Below are 23,243 nucleotides of genomic sequence, written 5' to 3'. Positions count from 1 at the left end.
AGCGTGGTCGAGGGGCGACGCGACCGGCACGGCGGCCCGTTCGGCAGCCGGCGGGCATCAGGGTCCTCCTCGCCTGAATCCGCCGCCCGGCGCCCGCCGTCCCATGCCGCCGGCCCCCCATCCGGCCCGTCGTCGCGTCATGGCCGTCGTCATGTCATGGCCGCTGCCGCGTCGTGGCCGCGGTCGGTGAACCAGTCGCCGGCGTGGGCGAGTTCGATGTCGTGGTCGTCCACGTCACCGCCGCCGAGGCTGACGCCGCCGGCGCGGGGCGGGTAACCGGCCGCGATGACCGTGTACCGGCCGCCGTCCAGGTCGGGGAAGGCGTACGCCCCGTCGCTGCCGGTCGTGGCGGTCGCGACGACGTTCCCCGCGGCGTCCACCAGGGTCACCCGCGCGTCGCACAGCGGCGCGGCGGCGCCGCGCACGGTGCCCCGCACCAGCGCGCCGGACCGCAACGCGACCTCGACCCGGGTCACGCCGGAGCCCCCGATCTCGACGGGCAGCGCCCGCGGCCGGTACTCGGGCGAGCTGACCGCGAGGGTCGCCGGACCCGGCACGAGGGCGGCTATGGAGAACTCTCCCGCGTCGTCGGTCCGTGCGGTGGCCAGCACATCGCCGCGCGCGTCCGTGAGGACGACCACCGCCCCGGCGACCGGCTTCCCGCCGTCCACGGACCGCACGGTGCCGACGAGCCCGCGGGCGCCGCCGAGCAGCACGTCGTACGTCACCGGCGTCGCCCCGACCGGCACGGTCGCCGCCTGCGGCTGGTGGCCGTCGGCGGCGGCGATGAGCACGTAGGTCCCCTCCCCCGGCGCCTCGACGGCGTAGGAACCGTCCGGCCCCGCGACCGCGCGGCTCAACTGCCGCCCGCCCGGCGAGATCAGGGTGATCGCGGCGCCGTCCACCGGCACGCCGTCCGCGCCCCTCACCTGCCCGCGCACCGGACGCCCGCCACTGACCGGAGCGTCGTCGGCCGGACCGTCGTCGGACAGCCCGGGGACCACCGCGACGAGTTCCGCGACCGCGCGGGCCAGCGGCACGGCGACCGCGGCGCCCACGGCCCGCGCGTCCGACGCCTCGGCGGACCTGGGTTGCGCATGGGACATGGCCGAGCTTCCGTGGGGGGATGCGGTCCTGCACGACTGCGCAGCATCGTAAGCCCACTTGCTTTACTCAAGCAACGAGTACTTTCGGTGTGCGGCGCGTGAAGAAACCGGGCAGAGGGCTCCGGGTGAGCGGGCCGACGGGCCGACGCGGGCCTGGGACGTACAGGCGCAGGACGAACGGGCCTGGGGGCCTCAGGCCGGGGCCTGTCGGAGAGGACGGACGGGGGCGCGGAGGGGCAGGACAGAGGACCCCGCAGGCAGCGGGGCGGGGGGCGGGCCGAGGCCGGACAACAGAGGACCCGGCAGCGACCGGACCCGAACGGCCGGAGCCGGAGCCGCAAGGCCGGAGCCGCAAGGCCGGGCCGGAGCCGGAGCCGCAAGGCCGGGCCGGAGCCGGAGCCGCAAGGCCGGGCCGGAGCCGGAGCCGGAGCCGCAAGGCCGGGCCGGAGCCGGGTCCGCCCGGCCCCGGCCCGGCCCTCGCGACGTCCGCTACAGCGCGCGCTCCAGCTGGTCGGCCACCAGCTTCACGAACCGTCCGGGATCCTTCGGCCGCCCGCCCTCGGCGAGAACCGCCAGACCGTGCAGCAGTTCGGCGGTCTCGGCGAGCCCCGCACGGTCCTCCCGCTCCTTGTAGGCCTCGTTCAGGCCCTTCACGAGCACGTGGTCGGGGTTGAGTTCGAGGATCCGCAGGGCGCGCGGCACCTCCTGCCCCATCGCGCGGTACATGTTCTCCAGCGCGGGGGTGAGATCGTGCGCGTCGGAGACGATGCAGGCCGGGGACACGGTGAGGCGGGACGACAGGCGCACCTCCTTGACGTCCTCGCCCAGTTGCTCCTTCATCCAGCCGAGCAGACCGGCGTACTCCTCGCCCTGCTTCTCGCGCTCGCCGTCGGCCTTGTCGTCGTCCTCCCCGCCGAGGTCCACCTCGCCCTTGGCGACGGACCGCAGCGGCTTGCCCTCGTACTCGCCCACGGCGTCGACCCACACCTCGTCGACCGGGTCGGTGAGGAGCAGGACCTCGATGCCCTTGGCCCGGAACGCCTCCATGTGCGGGGAGTTCTCGATGCTCTGCCGGGACTCGCCGGTCAGGTAGTAGACGGCGTCCTGTCCGTCCTTCATCCGCTCCAGGTAGCTCTTCAGCGTGGTCGGTTCGTCCGCGCTGTGCGTGGTCGCGAACGACGAGACGGCGAGGAGGGCGTCACGGTTGTCGGAGTCGGTCAGCAGGCCTTCCTTCAGGACGGCGCCGAACTCCCGCCAGAAGGTGGCGTACCGGTCGGGGGCCGAGGTCATCATGTCCTTGACCGTGGAGACGACCTTCTTCGTCAGCCGGCGCTGCATCATCCGGATGTGCCGGTCCTGCTGGAGGATCTCGCGCGAGACGTTCAGCGAGAGGTCCGCCGCGTCGACCACGCCCTTGACGAAGCGCAGGTAGGGCGGCAGCAGCGCCTCGCAGTCGTCCATGATGAAGACGCGCTTCACATACAGCTGCACACCGCGCTGGTAGTTCTGGTTGTACAGGTCGTGCGGGGCGTGCGAGGGGAGGAACAGCAGCGCCTGGTACTCGAAGGTGCCCTCCGCCTGCAGCCGGACGGTCTCCAGCGGTTCGCGCCAGTCGTGGCTGATGTGCTTGTACAGCTCGTGGTACTCGTCGTCGGACACCTCGTCGCGCGAGCGCGCCCAGAGGGCCTTCATCGAGTTCAGCGTCTCGGGTTCGGGCGCGGTGTCGGCCGCTTCCCCGGCGTCGGCGGTCTCGCCGTCGACCGCCTTCGGCACCAGCCTGATGGGCCAGGTGATGAAGTCCGAGTAGCGCTTGACGATCTCCCTGATCGTGTGGTCCGCGGTGTAGTCGTGCAGCTGGTCGTCGGCGTCGGCCGGCTTCAGGTGCAGCGTGACCGTGGTGCCCTGCGGCGCGTCGTCCACCTTCGCCAGCGTGTAGGTGCCCTCACCGCGCGACGACCAGCGGGTGCCGTGGCTCTCGCCGGCCCGCCGGGTCAGCAGCGTCATCTCGTCGGCCACCATGAAGCCGGAGTAGAAGCCGACGCCGAACTGGCCGATGAGCCCCTCGGCCCCGGCCTCCTCCTGGGCCTCGCGCAGCTCCTGCGCGAACTGCGCCGTACCGGAGTTGGCGATCGTGCCGATGAGCCGGCCGACCTCGTCGTACGACATCCCGATGCCGTTGTCCCGCACCGTCAGGGTGCGGGAGGCCGCGTCGGTCTCGATCTCGATGTGCAGGTCGGAGACGTCGGCGCCGAGCGCGTCGTCCCGCAGCGCGGCGAGACGCAGTTTGTCCAGCGCGTCCGAGGCGTTGGAGACGAGCTCGCGGAGAAAGACGTCCTTGTTCGAGTAGACCGAATGGATCATCAGCTGCAACAGCTGACGGGCCTCTACCTGGAACTCAAACGTTTCGGTCGACATGATGGGCGTGTACCTCACAGGTTCCGGAGTCTCCTGGACTGGCGAGAGCCACTGTAAAACACCAAGTCAGCCCGCGACGCTCGCTGTTCGTGATCGTCCGAACGCGGGTGACCGGGGAAGGCGCCCGGGGGGGCGGCCGGGTCGGTGGCCCCGTGGTTCAGCGCCGGATCTCCTCCACCTCCGCGAAGCCTTCCGCCTCGCTCCACCGGAGCCGGGTCAGCCACTCGGTGGAACCGCGGGAGAAGACCAGGTCTCCCGAGCCGCCCACGGGGGCGACCTTCGTCCAGCCGTCGAAGCTCGTGGTGAGTTTCGTGTCCCACCGGGTGAGGTCCGCCGTGCCGACGGCCGCGATCGACTCCATGGGCGGTTCGCCGTCGTAGCAGTAGGCGCCCCAGTCTGCCATGACCGCGACCCTCCCGCCGGACGCCTTGAGCGTGAGGCTCCGGCACCGGTCGGTGACGGTCGCGTACACCACGCGCGGCGCGCTCCACGCGCGTGTGTCCGCGTCCCGGTGCCGTTCCACGAGCCCGCGCCCCTCGACGTACGCCATGCCCACGCGTCGGCCGTCCGGCAGCCCGATCTCCTCGTCGAACCGGGGGGCCGGTTCGGTCGGGGCGGCCGGGGCGGTGGCCGACCGGGCGCCGTCTCCCTGCCCGCCGCAGGCCGCCGCGAGACCCGCCACCACCACCGCCCCCGCCAGGGCCCGCAGCCGCTCTCCGTGCATCCGCATGCCCCTATGGTCCCCTCTCACCGCGCCGAGGCGGGCCGCACGGTTCCGGTCGGGTCATGTCACGGCGGGTCTGCGGGCCGGTGAGCTTCCGTGGGTGACGCGGATCTTGGACTGGCCGTGCGGGAGTTCCTCCCAGTCGTGCATGAAGTCGGCTCGCAGGCCGTGCTTACCGGCCAGCGCCACGAGGGTGTCGGTGCGGTAGTAGAAGTCCTCGCGCAGGACGTGGTGTTCCTCGCCCTCGGTGCGGTCGAAGGTGAAGTCGAACCAGCCGCCCGGCGCGAGCACCCGTCCCACGTTGGCCAGGCACTCCTCGATGACCGGGAGCGGCGAGTGGGAGAAGACGCTGTGCGCGTGGACCACGTCGAAATGGGCGTCGGGCAGGAACCGCAGTGTCAGGTCGCGCACCGGTGTCAGCGCGGGCAGCCGCTGCTGCAGCCCCATCTCCACGATCGTGTCCTGCGCGGCCACGAGGATGTCGGGCGAGATGTCGATGCCGTGGTAGTGGCCGGGCTCCAGGTGCCGGATGAACCGCCAGCCGCCCCGCAGGTTGCCGCAGCCGATCTCCAGCATGCGGTGCTCCGGACGCAGACCGTGTCCGACCAGGTAGTCGAACTGCATGGCGCCGAGGGCGAGCCACCGTTCACGGTTGCGGCTGCCGACCGCCGCGTCCGGATCGGCGCGGGTGTCGGAGCGCATCACCGCCCGGTAGTAGGCGACGTGATCCTGGTGGCGGCGGCTCAGCCACAGGTCCCGGGCGGCGCGGGCGACATGGCGGGGCACCCGGTCGGGGTGGCGCAGGGCGTACCCGATGCGGTGACCGAGGGCCGCGCGGTTGACGGTGAGCTTCTTGGCAGGCATGCGATTCCCGGCCTTTCCGAGTGATGTCCTCGAGGTGACCCGAGGGGGCTTGGGGCGGGTGACGTTCGCGAGGTTCCGGTGACCGCGCGGCGCCCCGGTCCTGGTGGGTTTCCGGGCTGTCGCGCGGTCACCGGCGATCGTGAGGCTTCCGGCTGAGGGGGAGCCTCAGGCGGTCGTGGGTTCGCGAACGGCGTCTCCCGTCCGGTGCGGGATCCGGTTCCAGCCTCGCGGTGGTTCGGCGCGGCCGCCTCGTACGACCGTCTCGGCCGGCACGCCGGTTCGGGTGATCCGGATGTCAGCCGATCGGTTGATGCGGCCGGGCGTCCGTCGCGTTAGACACGGAGGATGAGACCCACGGATCCGGAAGAGCGCTGGCTGGGCACGGTCGTGCACCTCGCGTTCTTCGTGCTGCTCGGCTCCTCGTTCGTCCGCTTCCTGAGCCGCGACCGGGGTGGAGCGCACGCCGGATGGGTGGTGGCGCTGTACGCGGTCTTCTGCCTGCTCTACGTCCTCGGGCGGGTCCTGGCCCCGGCGCCCCTGCCCGGTTCCGGACCGTCATCGCGCCATCTGGTCTGGCTGGGCTCGGTCTCGGCCGTCTGGGTGATTCTTCTGGCGCTCGCGCCGAGCGCGACCTGGTGCGCCATGCCGCTGCTGTTCGCCGGCCTGCACGCCCTGCCGCCACGGCTGGCGGTGCCGCTCGCGGCCGTGCTCACCGCGCTGGTCGTGGTCTCCGAGGTGCGGGTGGCGGACGATGCGCTCAATCCCAACATGGTCCTGGCCCCGCCGGCCGTCGCCGCCGTGGCCACCGCCGTGATGGTCCATCTGCAGCGTCAGGGAGCCCGGCAGCGGGTGCTGATCGACGACCTGGTCCGGACGCGCCGCGACCTCGCGGCCTCCGAACGGCAGGCGGGTGTGCTCGCGGAGCGCCAGCGGCTGTCCACGGAGATCCACGACACCGTCGCGCAGGGCCTGTCCAGTCAGCGGATGCTGCTGCACGCGGCCGAGCGCGTCTGGGAGTCGGATCCGCGCGCGGCCCGGCGGCATCTGCGGGAGGCCGCCGAGATCTCCTCACGGGGCCTCGCGGAGGCCCGCCGGTTCGTGCACGGCCTGGGACCCGCCGACCTCGTCGCGCACACGCTCCCCGACGCCCTGGCCCTCCTCACCGCACGGGAGAGCGGCCCGGGCCTGGCCCTGGAGTTCCGGCTCGACGGCGACCCGGGGCCGCTGCCCGAAGGGGTCGAGGCGGCGCTCCTGCGCATCGCCCAGGGAGCGTTGGCCAACGTACGCGAACACGCCGCGGCGACCCGCGGTGTCCTGACCCTCACCTGTCTGGACAACCTGGTCTCCCTGGACGTCGCCGACAACGGACGCGGGTTCAGGGTTTCGGGACCGGGACCGGGACCGGGACCGGGGTCGGAGCCGGGGTCGGGGTCGGTGTCGGGGTCGGGGTCGGTGTCGGAACCGGAGCGGGACCGCACGCGCGGGCACGGGCTGCCGGCCATGCGGATCCGGGCCCGGCAGGCGGGCGGCGCGCTCAGCGTCGAGTCCACCCCGGGCGAGGGCACCGTCGTCACCGTCACCGTGCCCCTGCCCGCGTTCGTTCCCGACCTGGACAAGGAGCCCGTCCCGTGAGCGCGTCCGTGCCCCCGCCGCCCGTCCGGCTGCTGCTGTGCGACGACCATGCCGTCGTCCGGGCCGGACTGCGCGCCCTGCTGTCCAGCGCCGAGGGCATCGACGTGGTCGGCGAGGCGGGCACCGGCGAGGAGGCAATCGCCCTGGCCGCCCGGCTGCGCCCCGACGTGGTGCTGATGGACCTCCAGCTCGACGGCGGCATGGACGGCGTGACGGCGACGCGACGTCTGACCGGCGGACCGGAAGCAGGTCCCCGGGTCCTGGTGCTCACGATGTTCGACACGGACGCCGACATCACCCGGGCCGTCGAGGCGGGCGCCACCGGCTATCTCCTCAAGGCCGAGCGGCCGGACGACCTGTTCGCGGCGATCCGCTCCGCGGCGGCCGGCCGCACCACGCTGTCGGCGCCCGTCGCCGACCGTCTGCTGACCAGGCTGCGCAGTCCGCGCCCCGCCCTGTCGGCCCGTGAGCACGAGATCCTCGCTCAGCTGGCCCGTGGCCTGGGCAACCGGGAGATAGCCCGGGCGCTGTTCATCAGCGAGGCGACGGTCAAGACCCATCTCGGTCGGATCTACGGCAAGTTGGGGGTGGAGACGCGGTCCGGCGCGGTGGCGGTCGCCAAGGAGCGGCGACTGCTGCCGTGACGACGCGGGAGGAGACCGACGGGCCTCACCGCGCCCCCTCCGGACCATCGGCCACGCGTCGTCGTCGGCCACCTCCAGGCCGTGTCACCGGCCTGACAGGTGACGAGCCTTGCAAGCCCACATGTCACCTGTCAAGATGGTGACGTGAATCTGGACCATGTCTTCGTCTGCGGAAACCCGGCCCTCGACTTCGCGGCGACGCTCCGCGCGCGGCGATCGCTCCGGTTCGAGATGTTCGCGACGCCGAGCCGCCTGGAGGCGTGGTACGTCGAGTCCGGGGTCGTCGACGCGGTGACGCCCAGCGGCGAGACCGACGTGGCGCAGGCGATCGCGCTCCGCGAAGCCGTCTACGACCTGGTCACGGCCCGTCGCCTCGGGGAGGCCCACCGCGCCGAATCGCTCGCCGCGGTGAACGGCGTGGCCCGCGGGACTCCCGCGACCCCGCAGCTCACCGAGACGGGGCGATGGACGAACGCCACGCCGGAACAGGCGCTGGCCACCGTGGCGCGACATGCCGTCGAGCTCCTGGGCGGGCCGGACGTGCCGCTGCTCAAGGAGTGCGGCAACCCCGAGTGCACCCGCGTCTACATCGACCGTTCGCGCGGCATGCGCCGGCAGTGGTGCGGCATGGAGTCCTGCGGCAACAAGCTCAAGGCCGCGGCCTACCGGGCCCGCAAGAAGCAGCCACAGGAGCCCGCTTCCCGCTGACCCCCACCCGCCTTCCTCACCTCCTCCGCCCCATCAGCCTCGTCCGCCTCCCCCGTCTCTCTCCCTTCCCGAGGCGCACCGAGCGACCCAGCGACCTGGCGACACCGCGAATCGACCCGGCCGCGAACAGGGCGACCGGGCCTCACCAGGCGCGCCGCGCAGCGCCGGACGCGTGCCGGACGGGCCGCGCCCACGTCACCTCCGAACCCGAAGGGCCCGCCACCGGCGGGCCCTTTTGCATGTGCACCCTTCGTGCGTCACCGGTTTGACAGGTGACGCATCTCGTGTCAGGGTCGTGCCACGTTCGCGCCGTGTCCGATCGACGGAAGGTCTCCAGATGTTCACGAGGCGAGGTTTCGGCAAGGCCGTGGGGGTGGGCGTGGGTGCCGCCGGCGCGTCGATGGCCGGACTGCCCACGGCCGCCGGGGCGGTCCCCGCACCCGGCGGAGTCCCGACCTCCGGCGGGAGTGCCGCCGGGAGGACCTCCGCCGCCGTCGCGGTCTCCGCCCCCGGAGCGCCGGGCGGTTTCGGGCGGCTGAAGCGGGTCCGCGCCGGCGAGTTGGACATCGGCTACGTGGAGACGGGTCCCGCCCACGGCCCCGCCGTCGTCCTGCTGCACGGCTGGCCCTACGACATCCACAGCTTCGCCGAGGTGGCACCGCTGCTGGCGGCACGGGGCCACCGGGTGATCGTCCCGTATCTGCGCGGTCACGGCACGACGACGTTCCTGTCGGGCGCGACGTTCCGCAACGCGCAGCAGTCGGTGGTGGCACTCGACATCGTCGCCCTGCTGGACGCGCTGCGGATCGAGAAGGCGGTCCTGGCCGGTTTCGACTGGGGATCACGGACCGCCGGCATCATCGCCGCGCTGTGGCCGGAGCGCTGTCGGGCGCTCGTCTCCGTGACCGGCTATCTGATCACCGACCGCGAACGCCAGCGCCGCCCGCTGGCCGCCAAGGCCGAGTGGGCGTGGTGGTACCAGTACTACTTCGCCACCGAGCGGGGGCGGCAGGGCCTGCACGACAACACGCGGGACCTGGCCCGGCTGGTGTGGTCCTTCAACTCCCCTACCTGGCGCTTCGACGAGGCCACGTTCGAACGCACCGCGACCGCCTTCGACAACCCGGACCACGTCGACATCGTGATCCACAACTATCGCTGGCGGCTGGGCCTGGCCGAGGGCGATCCCCGGTTCGACGGCCTGGAGAAGCGGCTCGCCGCAGGTCCCGCCATCGCCGTCCCGACCGTCACCCTCGACGGCGAGAAGGACCCCTTCACCCCCGCGGGCGACGGCACCGCCTACCGCGACAAGTTCATCGGCCCCTACGCGCACCACACCCTGCCCGGGGTCGGCCACAACGTGCCGCAGGAGGCCCCCGAGGCGTTCGCGGAGGCCGTACTGGAGGCGGCCCGCCTCACCGGCACCTGACACCCGGGATCTGACACCAGGTACCTGACACCCAACATCTGACACCCGGTTCACCGCTCCACTCCGCCGCCCCTTCCCCCGGACAGGACTGCAAGTCATGGACATGAAACTCGAGGTCGTGGTCGTGCCGGTCTCCGACGTGGACCGCGCCAAGCGCTTCTACCAGGCACTGCAATGGCGGCTCGACGCCGACTTCACCACCGACGAGGGGCTGCGGGTCGTCCAGGCGACCCCGCCGGGCTCTTCGGCGTCGGTCATCTTCGGCACCGGGCTGAGCACGGCGGCGCCGGGGTCGGTCGAGGGCCTGCATCTCGTCGTCCAGGACATCGAGGCGGCCCGGGCCGAACTCGTCGCGCGGGGCGTGGAGGTGAGCGCCGTGTTCCACGACGCGGGCGGCGTGTTCCACCGCGCCGGGACCGAGGGGCGGGTGCCCGGCCCCGACCCGGAGCGCCGCAGCTACGCCTCGTTCGCCTCGTTCAGTGACCCGGACGGCAACGGCTGGGTGCTCCAGGAGATCACCACGCGCCTGCCGGGCCGGTGACAGAACCACCCGCCCGTCCGGCGCCGGACGAACACCCGGGAGCGGGGCGGGATCGGCCCGCACGCCCGGGTGAGGGAGGACGCGGTGGCCGGAGGTGGTCTTGTTCAGCTTCGAACAACCACCTAGCCTGATTTTGTGCCGCAAATAAACAAAATCCGAACACGCGACGCGGTGCCGGGTCACGACAAGGACCTCGTCCGGCTCCGCGTCGCCCTGACCACGTTCTTCGCCCTCGACGGCTTCGTCTTCGCCGGATGGGTCGTCCGGATCCCCGCCATCAAGGAGCAGACCGGCGCCTCCCCCAGCACCCTCGGTCTCGCACTCCTCGGCGTCTCCGCGGGCGCGGTGATCACGATGATGTTCACCGGGCGCCTGTGCGGCCGGTACGGCAGTCACCCGGTCACCGTGGTCTGCGCGGTGCTGCTCTCCCTCAGCGTCACGCTTCCTCCGCTCACCCACTCCGCCGCCGCGCTCGGCGCCGTCCTGCTGCTGTTCGGCGCGGCGTACGGGAGCATCAACGTCGCCTTCAACAGCGCCGCCGTCGACCTGGTCGCGGCGCTGCGCAGGCCGGTCATGCCCACCTTCCACGCGGCCTTCAGCCTGGGGGGCATGATCGGCGCCGGTCTCGGCGGGCTGGTCGCGGGGTCGCTGTCCCCCACCCGCCACCTGCTGGGCCTCGGGATCATCGGCCTGCTCGTCACCGCGCTCACGGCACCCACGCTGCTCCGGCTGGAACCGCCGAGACCGGCCGAGCACTCCACTGCCGGGCCCGAGAAGCCGACGCCGGGGAAATCGGCTCCGCACCGAGCGACGCCCCGCACCCGTCGTCTCGTGGTCGTCTTCGGTCTGATCGCCCTCTGCACCGCCTACGGCGAAGGCGCCCTCGCCGACTGGGGCGCCCTGCATCTGCGCCAGGATCTGGCGGCCTCCGCCGGGGCCGCCGCGGCCGGGTACTCGTGCTTCGCACTCGCGATGACGGTCGGCCGGCTCACCGGCACCACCCTCCTCGAACGGCTCGGCCGCACCCGTACGGTGGTGATCGGCGGCGGGGTCGCGGCCGCCGGGATGCTGCTCGGCGCCCTCGCCCCGGCTCTGTGGGCGGCGCTCCTCGGCTACTCGATCGCCGGACTCGGACTGGCCAACCTCTTCCCGGTGGCCGTCGAACGCGCGGGCTCCCTGGCCGGCCCGAGCGGCGTCGCCACCGCCTCGACGCTCGGCTACGGCGGCATGCTGCTGGGTCCGCCCGCCATCGGTTTCATGGCCGACTGGTTCTCCCTGCCCGCAGCCCTCACCAGCGTGGCCGTGCTGGCCGGGGTGGCCGCGGCGATCGGCTTCGCCACCCGCCGGGCGACCGCCGGATGACGACCACCGCCCCTCCCCTCGACCGCGCGGCATCCGGCACACTCCCCCACATGGAAACTGCCGAGTTCATCCACGCCCTGGACCAAGAGGGCCGGTCGCTCGCCGCCGCGGCGGCGGAAGCGGGCCCCGACGCGAAGGTGCCTACCTGTCCGGAGTGGCAGGTCAGGGACCTGCTGCGGCACACGGGCACGGTGCACCGCTGGGCGACGTCGTTCGTGGCCGAGCGCGACCCCTCGTTCCACCCCTTCGGCGAACCGCCCGAGCTCGACGGCGACGCGCTGCTGAACTGGTTCCGCGAGGGCCACCTGCGGCTCGTCGACACCCTGTCCTGCGCGCCGCCCGAGCTGCGGTGCTGGCATTTCCTGCCCGCGCCGTCACCGCTCGCCTTCTGGGCCAGGCGGCAGGCGCACGAGACGGCCGTGCACCGCGTGGACGCCGAAGCGGCCCGAGGCCGCACACCCGAGGAGGCCGCCCGGGACCTCACCGCCGATTTCGCGGCGGACGGCATCGACGAGCTGCTGCGCGGATTCCACGCGCGCGAGAAGAGCCGCGTACGCACGGACCGGCCCCGGGTGCTGCGGGTACGGGCGACGGACACGGCCGACGCCGTGTGGACCGTACGTCTGTCGACGGAGCCGCCCGTGACGGAGCGGAACGGCGAAGGGGACGCCGACTGCGAGGTGTCCGGCCGCGCGGCACTGCTCTACCTGTCGTTGTGGAACCGGCTGCCGCTCCCCGCCGTGACCGGGGACACCGCGCTGGCGGCGCTGTGGCGGGAGAAGTCCGCCATCGGCTGACCACCAGGACCGTTCTGACAGGCCGCCAGGAACTGACACACCACCACAAGACGGCGGACGGCTGACGCAGACGGCAGACGGCAGACGGCAGACGGCCAGACTGCCGTCGACCGACGGGCCGACTTCAGCCGCAGAGCCTTGTCGACCGACCGACCGGCCGCCGCGGCGGGTCAGCCCGTCAGCCCGTCAGTCGGTCAGTCGGTCAGTCGGTCAGTCGGTCAGCATCCGGGTCAACACCGCGCGCTGCACCGGCCTTACGTCGCCGTGCAGCGCGCGTCCCTTTCCGGTGAGCGCCACCCGGACGCCTCTGCGGTCCTCCGCGCACATGCCGCGCTCGACCAGGCCGTCCTTCTCCAGCCGCGCGACGAGCCGCGACAGCGCGCTCTGACTGAGATGCACCCGCTCGGCGATCTCCTGGACGCGATAGCTGCACGAGCCGTCCGGCGCCGCCGACTCCGCCAGGACGTCCAGCACCTCGAAGTCGCTTCCGCACAGGCCGTGTCGGTGCAGCGCCCGGTCGAGTTCGCACTGGGTTCGCGCGTGCAGCGCCAGCATGTCGCGCCACTGTTCCACGAGCGCCTGCTCGGCCTCGGCCTCACCCTTCTTAGCCGCCATGGGCCGCACCGTAGCAGAGAACCACAATTATTGCATCGGAATTAAATGCGTTTGCATTCGATGCATGCGCATGTAGTGTCTTCGCCATGACCTCTCCGCTCCCCTCCCCCGCGTCTCCGCTCGCCGAGGGCCGCTGGACCTCGCGGCTGTGGGGCACCCTGCTGGTGCTGTGCGCCGCCATGTTCCTGGACGCGCTGGACGTGTCGATGGTCGGCGTCGCCCTGCCGTCCATCGGCTCCGACCTCGGCCTTTCCACCTCGACCCTGCAATGGATCGTCAGCGGCTACATCCTGGGCTACGGCGGCCTGCTCCTGCTCGGCGGTCGCGCGGCCGACCTGCTCGGCCGACGCCAGGTCTTCCTGATCGCCCTCGGTGTCTTCGCGCTGGCCTCACTGCTCGGCGGGCTCGTCGACTCGGGCCCGCTGCTGATCGCGAGCCGGTTCATCAAGGGCCTCAGCGCCGCCTTCACCGCACCGGCCGGCCTGTCCATCATCACCACGACGTTCCCGGAGGGCCCGCTGCGCAACCGGGCGCTCTCCATCTACACCACCTGCGCCGCCACCGGCTTCTCGATGGGCCTGGTCCTCTCCGGCCTGCTCACCGAGGCGAGTTGGCGCCTCACCATGCTGCTGCCCGCGCCGATCGCCCTGCTCGCGCTGGCGGCCGGTCTGAAGCTGCTGCCGCGCAGCGAACGCCAGAAGGAGCACAACGGCTACGACGTGCCCGGCGCTGTTCTCGGCACCGCGTCGATGCTGCTGCTGGTCTTCACCGTGGTCCAGGCACCGGAGTCCGGCTGGACCTCCGCACGCACGCTGCTGTCGTTCCTCGCCGTCGCCGTCCTGCTGACCGTCTTCGTCCGCGTCGAGCGGCGCTCGGCCGGCCCGCTGATCCGGCTCGGCGTGCTGCGTTCGGGCAGCCAGATCCGTGCCCAGCTCGGCGCGATGGCCTTCTTCGGCTCGTACGTCGGCTTCCAGTTCCTGGCCACCCTGTACATGCAGACGCTGCTCGGCTGGTCGGCGCTGCACACGGCACTCGCCTTCCTGCCGGCCGGCGCCCTGGTGGCGGTGTCCTCTACCAAGATGGGCTCGATCGTCGACCGGTTCGGCACTCCCCGGCTGATCGCGGCGGGCTTCGCCTTCATGGTCACCGGCTACGCGCTGTTCCTGCGCGTCGATCTCGACCCGGTGTACGCGGCGGTGATCCTCCCCAGCATGCTGCTGATCGGCGCGGCCTGCGCGCTGGTCTTCCCCTCGCTCAACATCCAGGCCACCAACGGCGTGGCGGACCACGAGCAGGGCATGGTCTCCGGGCTGCTCAACACCTCCGTGCAGGTGGGCGGCGCGATCTTCCTCGCGGTGGTCACGGCGGTGGTGACCGCGGGCGCCCCGGCCGACCCCACCCCGCAGGCCGTCCTCGACAGCTACCGGCCCGGGCTGACGGTGGTGACGCTCGTCGCCGCCGTGGGGCTGCTCATCACCCTCCCCGGACTGCGCACCCGACGCGCCGGGAACTCGGTCGTGATCGCCAGGTCCACCGTGCCGGAGGCGGAAGCGGAGCCCGTGGGGGCCCGCGACTAGGACCTGTCCTGACCGACGGGTCCTGAGGGGGAAGCCGCCTCCAGGAGTGCGCCCGGCGGGGCCGATTGCCTCGCCGGGCGCACACCTGTGAGACTCGCCGTATGAGCGGGTACGGGGGCCGGCGCACACAGGCCGAGCGGGACGCGATCACCGTCGAGATCGGATACGCGCTGTGCAGCGCGGTGTTCGCGGCGGCGGTGCTCTTCGGGGCGGTCGCCGGTCCGGCGCTGCTGTTCCGACTGCCGGACCTGGTGGAGAAGTCGCTGCTGTGGGCGGGCCTCGTGCTCGCTCCCGTGGTGTTCGCGGTCCGGGTGGTCTCCGTCCTCGTCCGCCTGCGTACGGCTGCTCAGCCCAGCCAGCCCGGCCGGACCAAGCCCGACTCGTAGGCCAGGACGACCAGTTGGGCCCGGTCCCGGACGCCCAGCTTCACCATCGTGCGACTCACATGGGTCTTGGCGGTGAGCGGGCTGACCACCAGTCTGCGGGCGATCTCCTCGTTGGACAGGCCGATCCCGACCAGCGCCATCACCTCCCGTTCCCGCTCGGTGAGCCGGCTCAGCGAGCCGGCCGCCGCGGGCTCCTTGGAGCGGGCGGCGAACTCGGCGATGAGCCGACGGGTGACCCCCGGCGAGAGCAGCGCGTCCCCGGCGACCACCGCCCGCACGGCGCGCAGGAGTTCCTCCGGTTCGGTGTCCTTGACCAGGAAGCCGGAGGCGCCCGAGCGGATCGCCTCGAAGACGTACTCGTCGAGTTCGAAGGTGGTCAACATGATGACCTTCACCGGGGAGAGCGCCTCGTCGTCGGTGATCCGGCGGGTGGCGGCCAGCCCGTCCAGCAGGGGCATCCGGATGTCCATCAGCACCACGTCGGGCCGCAGTTCCCGCACCGCGCGCACCGCTTCCTCCCCGTCGGCGGCCTCGGCCGCCACCTCGATGTCCGGCTGCGCGTCCAGCAGCGCACGGAACCCGGCCCGGACCAACGACTGGTCGTCGGCGAGCAGTACGCGGATCACCGTGCCTCCCTCGTCCACCGGTCCCCCTCGTTCGCCGGTTCCGCCCCGCGGGACTTTCCCACCCCGGTCGAAGGTCGCCCCGCGTCCGGCTCTTCCGCCCCGTACGCCGTTCCCGCCCCGTCCGCGGGTCCCGCTGCATTGGCGTTCACGGGTTCCCCCCGGGCTTCGTGGGCAGGAGGGCGAGGACGCGGAAGCCGCCGTCGGGCCGCGGTCCCGCCTCGATCGTGCCACCCAGGGCCGCGGCCCGCTCCCGCATCCCGACGAGACCGTTGCCGCTGCCTCCCGCGTCGGCGCCGGTCGCCGGACCGTCGTCGTCGACGCGCAGCCGAAGGGTCCCGCCGGCCTGTTCGAGCCGCACGCGCGCGTGCCGCGAGCCCGAGTGGCGCACGACGTTGGTCAGCGCCTCCTGGACGATGCGGAAGGCGGCGAGATCCGTGTGCGGCGGCAGCGTGGGCGGCCGGCCGGACACCTCGACCGTGAGTCCCGCGCGGGCCGCCTGGTCCACGAGCTCGGGCAGCCGGTCCAGGCCGGGTGCGGGGGTGCGCGGCGCGTCCCCCGGTGTGCGGAGGCTGTCGAGCACCTGGCGCACCTCGCCCAGCGCCTCCTTGCTGGCGGACTTGATGGTGGTGAGCGCGCTGCGCGCCTGTTCCGGGTCGGAGTCGAGGAGCGCGAGGCCCACGCCCGACTGCACGTTGATCACCGAGAGGCTGTGGGCGAGGACGTCGTGCAGTTCGCGGGCGATCCGCAGCCGTTCCTCGTCGGCGCGCCGCCGGGCGGCCTGGGCACGCTCGGCCCGTTCACGGGCCCACTGCTCGCGCCGTATCCGGGCCGGCTCCGCGATCGCCACGATCGCCACGGCCCATCCCGCGACGACGATCTCCTGTCCGAAGGGTGCGGGGTCGTCGCCCGCGGGCGGCAGCCACCGGTACAGCCAGTGCGCGACCAGCAGGTGGACGGCCCACAGCAGACCGAGCGCCGTCCAGGCGGCCCGCCGGTGCCCTGCGACGACGGCGGAGAAGCAGGCCACGGCCACGGTCAGGAAGACCGGCCCGTACGGGTAGCCGGCGCCGAGGTAGAGCGCGGCCGCGGACGCCGTGCCGAACACGACGGCCACCGGGTGTCGCCGCCGCCACAGCAGCAGCCCCGACGCGAGCACCAGCAGCACCCGCGCGAAGCCGTCGAGCGGTGCCCGCTCGCCGTCCTGCGCGTGGGCCGCGAAGTTCGAGCCGACGAGGACGAAGGCGGTGATCAGCACGGTGGATCGCCAGGGCCACCGCGCGGCACGCGCCTCCGGGTCCGCACCGCCTTCCCGGTCGTCCCCGTCCTGCCGACGGCGCGGCCAGGGCGGCGGCCGGTGCGACCACCACTGTCCCGGGCCGCCGCGCCCCCGCGTCCGCTCTTCTTCCATGTCCGCCACGCTAGACGCCGCCGGGCGCCCCGGACGTCCGCCGGGCGAGGTGATCAGCCGTACTCCCCTGGAAGTACGCGCCGACGCCCGGACCAGGGGCGGGGCCGCCACCGGCAGCCGCCGTGGAGCGTCATGGGACCCGGGAGCCCCGTCCGGCCTCCCCGGACCGAGCCGAGCGGACCGCTCTGGACCTCACCGGGCCTCACCGGGCCTCACCGGGCCTCACCGGGCCTCACCGGGCCTCACCGGGCAACCCTGCCCGGCCGAGCAACCACGCCTGCGTGCCTAGCGGAGTCCCACGTCTCGGGCGAGGCGCGTGACCGCGTACCGGAAGAACGGTTCGCGGTCCTCCACGACCCGGTTGAACTGTCCGAACAGCTCGAACCCGACCAGCCCGAACAGCTGGGCCCACGCCGCCACGAGCGCCGCGACCGCCCCCGGCGGGAGGTCGGGGGCGAGGTCGGCCCCCAGTCGGACCGCCTCGGGAACGAGCTCGTCCGTGAGGAGCGGCACCTCCAGCGCGTGGCCGCTGTGCGCGTCCCGGACGATGCCGATGAGGAGCAGGCCCACCCGGGCGGCGGCCGGGACGGTCGTCTGCGGCGCGCTGTAGCCGGGCACCGGCGAGCCGTAGACCAGCGCGTACTCCTGCGGATGCGCCAGGGCCCAGCCGCGCACCGCCTCGCCGACCGTGACCCAGCGCTCGACCGGAGCGGCGTCGGCGACGGCCGCGTGCGCCGTTTCCGCGGCCTCGCCCAGGGAGTCGTAGGCGTCGATGATGAGCGCCGTGAGCAGATCGTCGCGGCTCGGGAAGTACCGGTACAGCGCGGAGGACACCATGCCGAGCTCACGGGCCACGGCTCGCAGCGAGAGCTTGGCCGCGCCCTCGGACGCGAGCTGTCTGCGGGCCTCCTCCTTGATGGCGGCGGTGACTTCGATCCTGGCGCGGGCGCGTGCCCCTCGAACGATGCTGCTCATGCCTGCCAGTGTCCCATGAAAGCGGAGCACCGCACCCGAATGCGATCGGCGCACAAAAAAGAGAGCACTGCTCTTGCTGTGGAGCAGCCGCTTACGGCAGACTCGAAGTGAGCGAGAGCAGTGCTCACACTTTCCACTACAGGAGGCAGCGGCCATGTCCACCCACGTGCAGAAGCCCGGCTGGTTCACCGTCAACGTCTTCAACCGCGCCGTGGCCTGGCTGACCCGCCGGGGTCTGAGCGTGTGGGGATCCCGGGTGCTGGCGGTCCGCGGCCGCAAGAGCGGCGAGTGGCGGACGACCCCCGTCAACCTGCTGACCGTGGACGGGCAGCAGTACCTCGTCGCACCGCGCGGTCACGTCCAGTGGACGCACAACATGCGGGCGGCGGGCGGTGGTGAACTGCGCCTCGGCAAGAACGTGGACGAGTTCACGGCGGTCGAGGTCGCCGACGACGACAAGACGCCGTTGCTGCGCGCCTACCTCAAGCGCTGGAAGGCCGAGGTCGGCGTGTTCTTCAACGGGGTGGGCCCGGACTCCCCCGACGCCGAGATGCGCCGTATCGCCCCGGACCACCCGGTGTTCCGGATCACCGTCACGAACGGACGGTGATCCGCGCCCGTCGGGTCAGGAGTCGCCGTCCTCGGCCGCCGGCCCGGCCGTCGCCGCCTGCCGCCGGTCCACCGCGGCCAGGGCCCGCTGGGCCATGGGGTGCGAGCGGATGAGCTCGCCCAGGGTCGTCCGGCCGCGGGTGATGTCCGTGAACGCCCGCCAGGCGGGGCGGATACCGGTGAGGGCGGCGTGGAAGAGTCCGGGACGGCGCTCGAAGAGGCTGAGCATCCGCTTGCCGACGCTCATCTCCACGCCGAGGCCGGCCTTGATCGCGAAGGCGTAGTTCAGCGCCTGGCGGCGGGCGTCCACCGCGTCGTGCGCCTCGGAGACACGGACCGCCCACTCGCCCGCGAGCCGGCCCGAGCGCAGCGCGAAGGAGATGCCCTCGCGGGTCCACGGCTCCAGCAGCCCCGCCGCGTCACCGCACACGAGCACCCGGCCGCGCGACAGCGGCGAGTCGTCGGCCCGGCAGCGGGTCAGATGGCCGGAGGAGATGCTCGGCTCGAAACCGGCGAGGCCGAGCCGCCCGATGAAGTCCTCCAGATAGCGCTTGGTCGCCGCGCCTTCGCCCCGCGCCGAGATGACCCCGACCGTCAGCGTGTCTCCCTTGGGGAACACCCAGCCGTAACTGCCGGGCATCGGGCCCCAGTCGATGAGGACACGGCCCTTCCAGTCCTCGGCGACCGTGTCCGGCACCGGGATCTCCGACTCCAGACCGAGGTCCACCTGGTCGAGCTTCACGCCGACATGAGCCCCTATGCGGCTCGCGCTGCCGTCCGCGCCGACCACCGCGCGCGCCAGCAGGGTCTCGCCGCCCTGGAGGACGACGGCGACCGTGCGCCGGTCCGGCACCGCCGAGCCGTGCTGCTCGACCCGCTGCACGGTGACGCCGGTGCGCAGCTCGGCGCCCGCCTTCTGGGCGTGCTCGACGAGCTGCTGGTCGAACTCGGGCCGGTTGATCAGCCCGAACAGCATCTGCCGGGAGCGGCGGGTGCGGGTGAAGCGCCCGTTGTTGGAGAAGGTCACCGCGTGCACCCGGTCGCGGAAGGGCAACTCGAAGCCGGGTGGCAGCGCGTCGCGGGAGGGGCCGATGATGCCGCCGCCGCACGTCTTGTAGCGGGGCAGCTCCGCCTTCTCCAGCAAGAGCACCCGCCGTCCCGTGACCGCCGCCGCGTAGGCGGCCGAAGCCCCTGCGGGGCCCGCGCCCACCACGACGACGTCCCACACCTGCCGTGCGTCGTCCGCCGAAGAGTTCTCGTCGTCCGCCGGAGAGTTCTCGCTGCTCACGATGGTCTACTGCTCCTGATCAAGCCGCTTGCCGCACCTGTCCCCCGCATCCTACGGCGGAGATCGCCAGGGTCCGCTGTGGGAGGATCGGCGGCGTAGGCGTCCCCCGTCCCGGCAGGCGCGTACGCTCGCACGGTCACCCGTACGGACCAGTACACACCAGTACAACGTCGCACCCACAAGGAGCGTGCCCATGTCGTCGAATTCGGTCGCCGAGACCGTCGCCTCGCTGCTGCCCAGGGCACGGGCGGAGCTCACCGAGCTGGTGGCCTTCAAGTCGGTGGCGGACTTCGACCAGTTCCCCAAGAGCGAGAGCGAGGGGGCCGCGAACTGGATCGCGGACGCGCTGCGCGCCGAGGGTTTCCAGGACGTGGCCCTGCTCGACACGCCGGACGGCACGCAGTCGGTGTACGGCTGTCTGCCGGGCCCCGCGGGTGCCAGGACGGTCCTGCTCTACGCCCACTACGACGTGCAGCCGCCGCTGGACGAGGCCGGCTGGATCACCCCGCCGTTCGAGCTGACGGAGCGCGACGGCCGCTGGTACGGCCGCGGCAGCGCCGACTGCAAGGGCGGCGTCATCATGCACCTGCTCGCGCTGCGCGCCCTCAAGGCCGACGGGGGCGTTCCGGTCACCGTGAAGGTGATCGTGGAGGGCTCCGAGGAGCAGGGCACCGGCGGTCTGGAGCGGTACGCCGAGCAGCACCCCGACCTGCTGGCGGCCGACACCGTCGTCATCGGCGACGCGGGCAACTTCCGGATGGGCCTGCCGACCGTCACCACCACCCTGCGCGGCATGACCATGCTGCGGGTGCGGATCGACACCCTCGAGGGCAATCTGCACTCCGGCCAGTTCGGCGGGGCGGCGCCGGACGCGCTGGGCGCGCTGATCCGCGTCCTGGACTCGCTGCGCGCCGAGGACGGCTCCACGACCGTCGACGGCCTCACCGACGACACGCGCTGGGAAGGCCTCCAGTACGACGAGGCTCAGTTCCGCCAGGACGCCAAGGTGCTGGACGGCGTCGACCTGATCGGCTCCGGCACGGTCGCCGACCGCATCTGGGCCCGCCCCGCCGTGACCGTCCTCGGCATCGACTGCCCGCCGGTCGTCGGCGCGACCCCGTCCGTGCAGGCGGCCGCCCGTGCGCTGATCAGCCTCCGGGTGCCGCCGGGCGTGGACGCGGCCGAGGCGACGAAGCTGCTCCAGGCCCATCTGGAGGCCCACACGCCGTGGGGCGCGCGCGTGAGCACCGAACAGGTCGGTCAGGGGCAGGCGTTCAGCGCCGACACCACCAGCCCGGCGTACGCGGCGATGGCCGACGCGATGGCGATCGCCTACCCCGGCCAGGACATGCAGTACGCGGGGCAGGGCGGCTCCATCCCGCTGTGCAACACCCTGGCCGCCCTCTACCCGCGGGCGGAGATCCTCCTCATCGGCCTGAGCGAGCCCGAGGCGCAGATCCACGCGGTCAACGAGAGCGTGTCCCCCGAGGAGTTGGAGCGGCTCGCGGTGGCGGAGGCCCTGTTCCTGCGCAACTACGCGGCCGGCTGACCCGCACTGCCGTGGACCGAGGGCCTCACCCACCCGGCGGGGTCCTCTCCACGGTCGTCCCACGGACATCCCCGCCGCCCGCCCCGCCCCGGCTGCACCTGCCGCGCTTCCCCGGCGCGCAGGCCTGTCTCCGGCGCCACGGGGACGAGTTGGCCGTGGTCGCCTCGGCCGTGGTCGACGGCGGAGCGCCGCGCTCGTCAGCCGTCGTGCCCCGGTCGCCGAGGTGAGGGAGGGGGTCGAGCGGCGGTGCCGTGAGGCGAGCCGGCCGGTTCCCTTTCCGGCGCGGGCGCCGCGGCGGGTCTCGTCCCCGGAGCGGGGTTCACTCGGTCGGCACGCCCGCCTCCAGGTACAGTGCCGCCCCGCGCTCGCGGGCCCGCAGCGCCCAGCGCAGCCGCTCGTAGCGGACCGGCGGCAGGAGGCCGGCCGCCTCCTCCTCCGTGACGAAGCGCCAGGCGCGCAGTTCGGGGCCGGGCAGGAGCAGCCCCGCCACGGCGGCGGCGTCGAGCCGTCCGCCGTCGAAGAGGAGGCGCAGCCCCCCGTAGGCGGGAGGGGTCGGCCGTTCCCAGTCGACGACCAGCAGCCGGGGCATGGCGTCCAGCCGGATCCCGGTCTCCTCCTCGACCTCGCGCACGCCCGCGCGCGCGGGCGCCTCACCGGGCTCCACCACGCCGCCGGGGAACTCCCAGCCGGGCTTGTACGTCGGGTCCACGAGCAGCACCCGGTCCTGCTCGTCGAAGAGGAGGACGCCGGCGGCCACCGTCTCGGCGGTGGGCTCGGGGGTCTGCACGATGTCGCACGCGGCCACGGCGCCGCTGCCCACGGCCTCGGCTATCCGGGCCGCCGTCTCCCGCGGAGTGAGGACCCCGTTGTCGACGGGGTGGGCGTCGGCGGTGAGCCAGGAGGCGAGTGCGGCGCGGTACGGCTCGATGTGGTCGTAGGACCACTGCCGGATCCGGATCTCGCCGTCGGGGAGGTCCGGGGGGACCTCACGGGCGGCTATGCGCTCGCGCAGGATCGTTTCCCCCGGGGCGAGGAGCACATGCCGGACGGGGATACGGCGGGCGGCGAGTCCGCCGAAGATCTCGTCGCGGTACTCCTGGCGCAGCAGGGTCATGGGGACGACGAGCGTGCCGCCCAGCTCCGCGAGCAACGCGGCCGCCGTGTCGATCACGAGCCGTCGCCAGATCGGCAGGTCCTGGAAGTCGCCGACCTCGGCGAGACGTTTGGGCGGCAGCAGGTGCGGGAGTGCGCCGCCGATGACCTCGGGGTCGAAGAGCGTGCTGTTCGGGATCAGGTCGATCAATTCCCGTGCGGTGGTGGTCTTCCCCGCACCGAACGCGCCGTTGATCCAGACGACGGTCACGGTTCCCCCTCTTCTGTTGGCCCCCTGTGGCTTGCCCGCTCCACCCTGCCACGGAAACCAGTTCCCTTGGAGGGCGCACGAACGCCGTGGCTCCGACCCCCTTCGCGGTGAGGTGCCGACACCACGGCGTTCGTGGTCCGTGCCCGGTCGGTCAGTCGTTCTGCCCCAGGGCGTCGTCGTCGATGGCCAGGCTGTCGCTGGCGATGGTGTGGTCGAGGGTGCTGAGGGTGTCGCCCACGTTCAGCCCGTCGAGGTCCGCGCCGTCCAGGCCGTGCGAGGGGGTGATCGCCGCGACGACGAAGCCGGTGGCGAGGGAGGCGATGGCGAGCATGCTGCGCTTCTTCATGCGGGGATCAACGGCGCGGACGGCCACCGGGTCACGCCCGACGTGCCGATCCGCGCACGCGGTCGACCCGTCCGGGGCGAGCATGCCGTGGTCACCGGCGGTTCGGAGGAGCGTCCCGTGATCGGCCCGCAGCATGCCCACGCGGCCCTGGACGGTCTGGTGACGGGCGACGCCCTCGGCGACCGCCCCGCCTGGAGCGGCCGGGACGCCGCCACGGCCTCCGGGACGGCGGCCCGGCCCGCCGTCGAGTGACCCCGCCCCACCCGTCGCCCTGACACC

The 23,243-nt window shown here is 72.9% G+C and carries 23 protein-coding genes; 12 read left to right on the top strand and 11 right to left on the bottom strand.

All coding sequences use genetic code 11. From position 1 onward, the window contains the following. Window positions 1-149: 149 nt before the first annotated feature. The 4 genes from J2X68_RS09440 to J2X68_RS09425 all read right to left on the bottom strand — a co-directional run bounded on the left by J2X68_RS09440 (window position 150) and on the right by J2X68_RS09425 (window position 5,109). A complete protein-coding gene (locus tag J2X68_RS09440; protein WP_399039582.1) occupies window positions 150-1,106 on the bottom strand; it encodes a collagen binding domain-containing protein in 957 nt (318 codons plus the stop codon). A 489-nt stretch (window positions 1,107-1,595) separates the two neighbouring features. Further along, complete coding sequence (htpG, locus tag J2X68_RS09435) at window positions 1,596-3,521, bottom strand: molecular chaperone HtpG (RefSeq protein ID WP_310432012.1); 1,926 nt, start codon at window positions 3,519-3,521, stop codon at window positions 1,596-1,598. Window positions 3,522-3,678: 157 nt separating this feature from the next. Beyond that, the gene (locus tag J2X68_RS09430) at window positions 3,679-4,251 is read right to left on the bottom strand and encodes a hypothetical protein (RefSeq protein WP_310432011.1); all 573 of its coding nucleotides are present in this window, start codon (window positions 4,249-4,251) and stop codon (window positions 3,679-3,681) included. A 54-nt stretch (window positions 4,252-4,305) separates the two neighbouring features. Further along, window positions 4,306-5,109 carry a class I SAM-dependent methyltransferase gene (locus J2X68_RS09425; protein WP_310432010.1) on the bottom strand — a complete coding sequence of 268 codons (804 nt, stop codon included), beginning with the start codon at window positions 5,107-5,109 and terminating at the stop codon, window positions 4,306-4,308. A 345-nt stretch (window positions 5,110-5,454) separates the two neighbouring features. On the opposite strand from J2X68_RS09425, the gene J2X68_RS09420 reads away from it, so the two are divergent. The 7 genes from J2X68_RS09420 to J2X68_RS09390 all read left to right on the top strand — a co-directional run bounded on the left by J2X68_RS09420 (window position 5,455) and on the right by J2X68_RS09390 (window position 12,222). Further along, window positions 5,455-6,741: a sensor histidine kinase gene (locus J2X68_RS09420; RefSeq protein ID WP_310432009.1), complete on the top strand. Its 1,287-nt coding sequence runs from the start codon at window positions 5,455-5,457 to the stop codon at window positions 6,739-6,741. After that, the gene (locus tag J2X68_RS09415) at window positions 6,738-7,385 is read left to right on the top strand and encodes a response regulator transcription factor (RefSeq protein ID WP_310432008.1); all 648 of its coding nucleotides are present in this window, start codon (window positions 6,738-6,740) and stop codon (window positions 7,383-7,385) included. Before J2X68_RS09420 ends, J2X68_RS09415 begins: the two co-directional genes overlap by 4 nt. Before the next feature lie 144 nt (window positions 7,386-7,529). Further along, window positions 7,530-8,093 (top strand): CGNR zinc finger domain-containing protein, encoded by a 564-nt coding sequence (locus J2X68_RS09410; RefSeq protein WP_310432007.1) that lies wholly within the window; start codon window positions 7,530-7,532, stop codon window positions 8,091-8,093. 337 nt (window positions 8,094-8,430) lie between these two features. Further along, window positions 8,431-9,522, top strand: a complete 1,092-nt coding sequence (locus J2X68_RS09405) for an alpha/beta hydrolase (RefSeq protein WP_310432006.1) — start codon at window positions 8,431-8,433, stop codon at window positions 9,520-9,522. A 97-nt stretch (window positions 9,523-9,619) separates the two neighbouring features. Continuing rightward, window positions 9,620-10,063, top strand: coding sequence for a VOC family protein (locus J2X68_RS09400; protein ID WP_310432005.1), 444 nt, complete (start codon window positions 9,620-9,622; stop codon window positions 10,061-10,063). Window positions 10,064-10,234: 171 nt separating this feature from the next. Next, a complete protein-coding gene (locus J2X68_RS09395) occupies window positions 10,235-11,425 on the top strand; it encodes an MFS transporter (RefSeq protein WP_310432004.1) in 1,191 nt (396 codons plus the stop codon). Window positions 11,426-11,475: 50 nt separating this feature from the next. Next, entirely contained in the window at window positions 11,476-12,222 is a 747-nt protein-coding gene (locus J2X68_RS09390) for a maleylpyruvate isomerase family mycothiol-dependent enzyme (protein ID WP_310432003.1), read from the top strand. A gap of 210 nt (window positions 12,223-12,432) precedes the next feature. Here J2X68_RS09390 and J2X68_RS09385 read toward each other — a convergent pair whose 3' ends face one another. Then, window positions 12,433-12,837 (bottom strand): MarR family transcriptional regulator, encoded by a 405-nt coding sequence (locus tag J2X68_RS09385; RefSeq protein ID WP_310432002.1) that lies wholly within the window; start codon window positions 12,835-12,837, stop codon window positions 12,433-12,435. Window positions 12,838-12,923: 86 nt separating this feature from the next. Between J2X68_RS09385 and J2X68_RS09380 the strand changes: the two genes are divergently transcribed. Beyond that, window positions 12,924-14,414, top strand: a complete 1,491-nt coding sequence (locus J2X68_RS09380; protein ID WP_310432001.1) for an MFS transporter — start codon at window positions 12,924-12,926, stop codon at window positions 14,412-14,414. 101 nt (window positions 14,415-14,515) lie between these two features. Next, window positions 14,516-14,800 carry a DUF6332 family protein gene (locus tag J2X68_RS09375; protein ID WP_310432000.1) on the top strand — a complete coding sequence of 95 codons (285 nt, stop codon included), beginning with the start codon at window positions 14,516-14,518 and terminating at the stop codon, window positions 14,798-14,800. Here J2X68_RS09375 and J2X68_RS09370 read toward each other — a convergent pair. From J2X68_RS09370 to J2X68_RS09360, 3 genes are all read right to left on the bottom strand, one after another. After that, a complete protein-coding gene (locus J2X68_RS09370) occupies window positions 14,761-15,426 on the bottom strand; it encodes a response regulator transcription factor (protein WP_310431999.1) in 666 nt (221 codons plus the stop codon). The two genes, J2X68_RS09375 and J2X68_RS09370, sit on opposite strands and share 40 nt — an antisense overlap. 145 nt (window positions 15,427-15,571) lie before the next feature. Next, complete coding sequence (locus J2X68_RS09365; protein ID WP_310431998.1) at window positions 15,572-16,834, bottom strand: histidine kinase; 1,263 nt, start codon at window positions 16,832-16,834, stop codon at window positions 15,572-15,574. Window positions 16,835-17,119: 285 nt separating this feature from the next. Beyond that, on the bottom strand, window positions 17,120-17,809 hold the full coding sequence (locus J2X68_RS09360) for a TetR/AcrR family transcriptional regulator (protein WP_310431997.1): 690 nt from the start codon (window positions 17,807-17,809) through the stop codon (window positions 17,120-17,122). A 154-nt stretch (window positions 17,810-17,963) separates the two neighbouring features. Here J2X68_RS09360 and J2X68_RS09355 point away from each other — a divergent pair, with 154 nt between their 5' ends. After that, entirely contained in the window at window positions 17,964-18,419 is a 456-nt protein-coding gene (locus J2X68_RS09355) for a nitroreductase family deazaflavin-dependent oxidoreductase (protein ID WP_310431996.1), read from the top strand. Between the two features lie 15 nt (window positions 18,420-18,434). Here J2X68_RS09355 and J2X68_RS09350 read toward each other — a convergent pair whose 3' ends face one another. Continuing rightward, entirely contained in the window at window positions 18,435-19,706 is a 1,272-nt protein-coding gene (locus tag J2X68_RS09350) for a geranylgeranyl reductase family protein (protein WP_310431995.1), read from the bottom strand. Between the two features lie 193 nt (window positions 19,707-19,899). On the opposite strand from J2X68_RS09350, the gene J2X68_RS09345 reads away from it, so the two are divergent. Further along, a complete protein-coding gene (locus tag J2X68_RS09345) occupies window positions 19,900-21,255 on the top strand; it encodes a dipeptidase (protein ID WP_310431994.1) in 1,356 nt (451 codons plus the stop codon). 319 nt (window positions 21,256-21,574) lie between these two features. Here the strand turns inward: J2X68_RS09345 and J2X68_RS09340 are convergent, their stop codons facing one another. After that, complete coding sequence (locus tag J2X68_RS09340; protein ID WP_310431993.1) at window positions 21,575-22,618, bottom strand: NUDIX domain-containing protein; 1,044 nt, start codon at window positions 22,616-22,618, stop codon at window positions 21,575-21,577. Window positions 22,619-22,769: 151 nt separating this feature from the next. Then, window positions 22,770-22,964 carry a hypothetical protein gene (locus J2X68_RS09335; RefSeq protein ID WP_310431992.1) on the bottom strand — a complete coding sequence of 65 codons (195 nt, stop codon included), beginning with the start codon at window positions 22,962-22,964 and terminating at the stop codon, window positions 22,770-22,772. 117 nt (window positions 22,965-23,081) lie between these two features. Here J2X68_RS09335 and J2X68_RS09330 point away from each other — a divergent pair, with 117 nt between their 5' ends. Beyond that, the gene (locus tag J2X68_RS09330; protein WP_310431991.1) at window positions 23,082-23,216 is read left to right on the top strand and encodes a hypothetical protein; all 135 of its coding nucleotides are present in this window, start codon (window positions 23,082-23,084) and stop codon (window positions 23,214-23,216) included. The last annotated feature ends 27 nt before the right edge of the window (window positions 23,217-23,243 follow it).

The organism is Streptomyces sp. 3330, assembly GCF_031456635.1.
Lineage (GTDB): Bacteria > Actinomycetota > Actinomycetes > Streptomycetales > Streptomycetaceae > Streptomyces.
The sequence above is the reverse complement of the archived record's forward strand: the minus strand, read 5'-3'. Positions and strand labels throughout refer to the sequence as shown.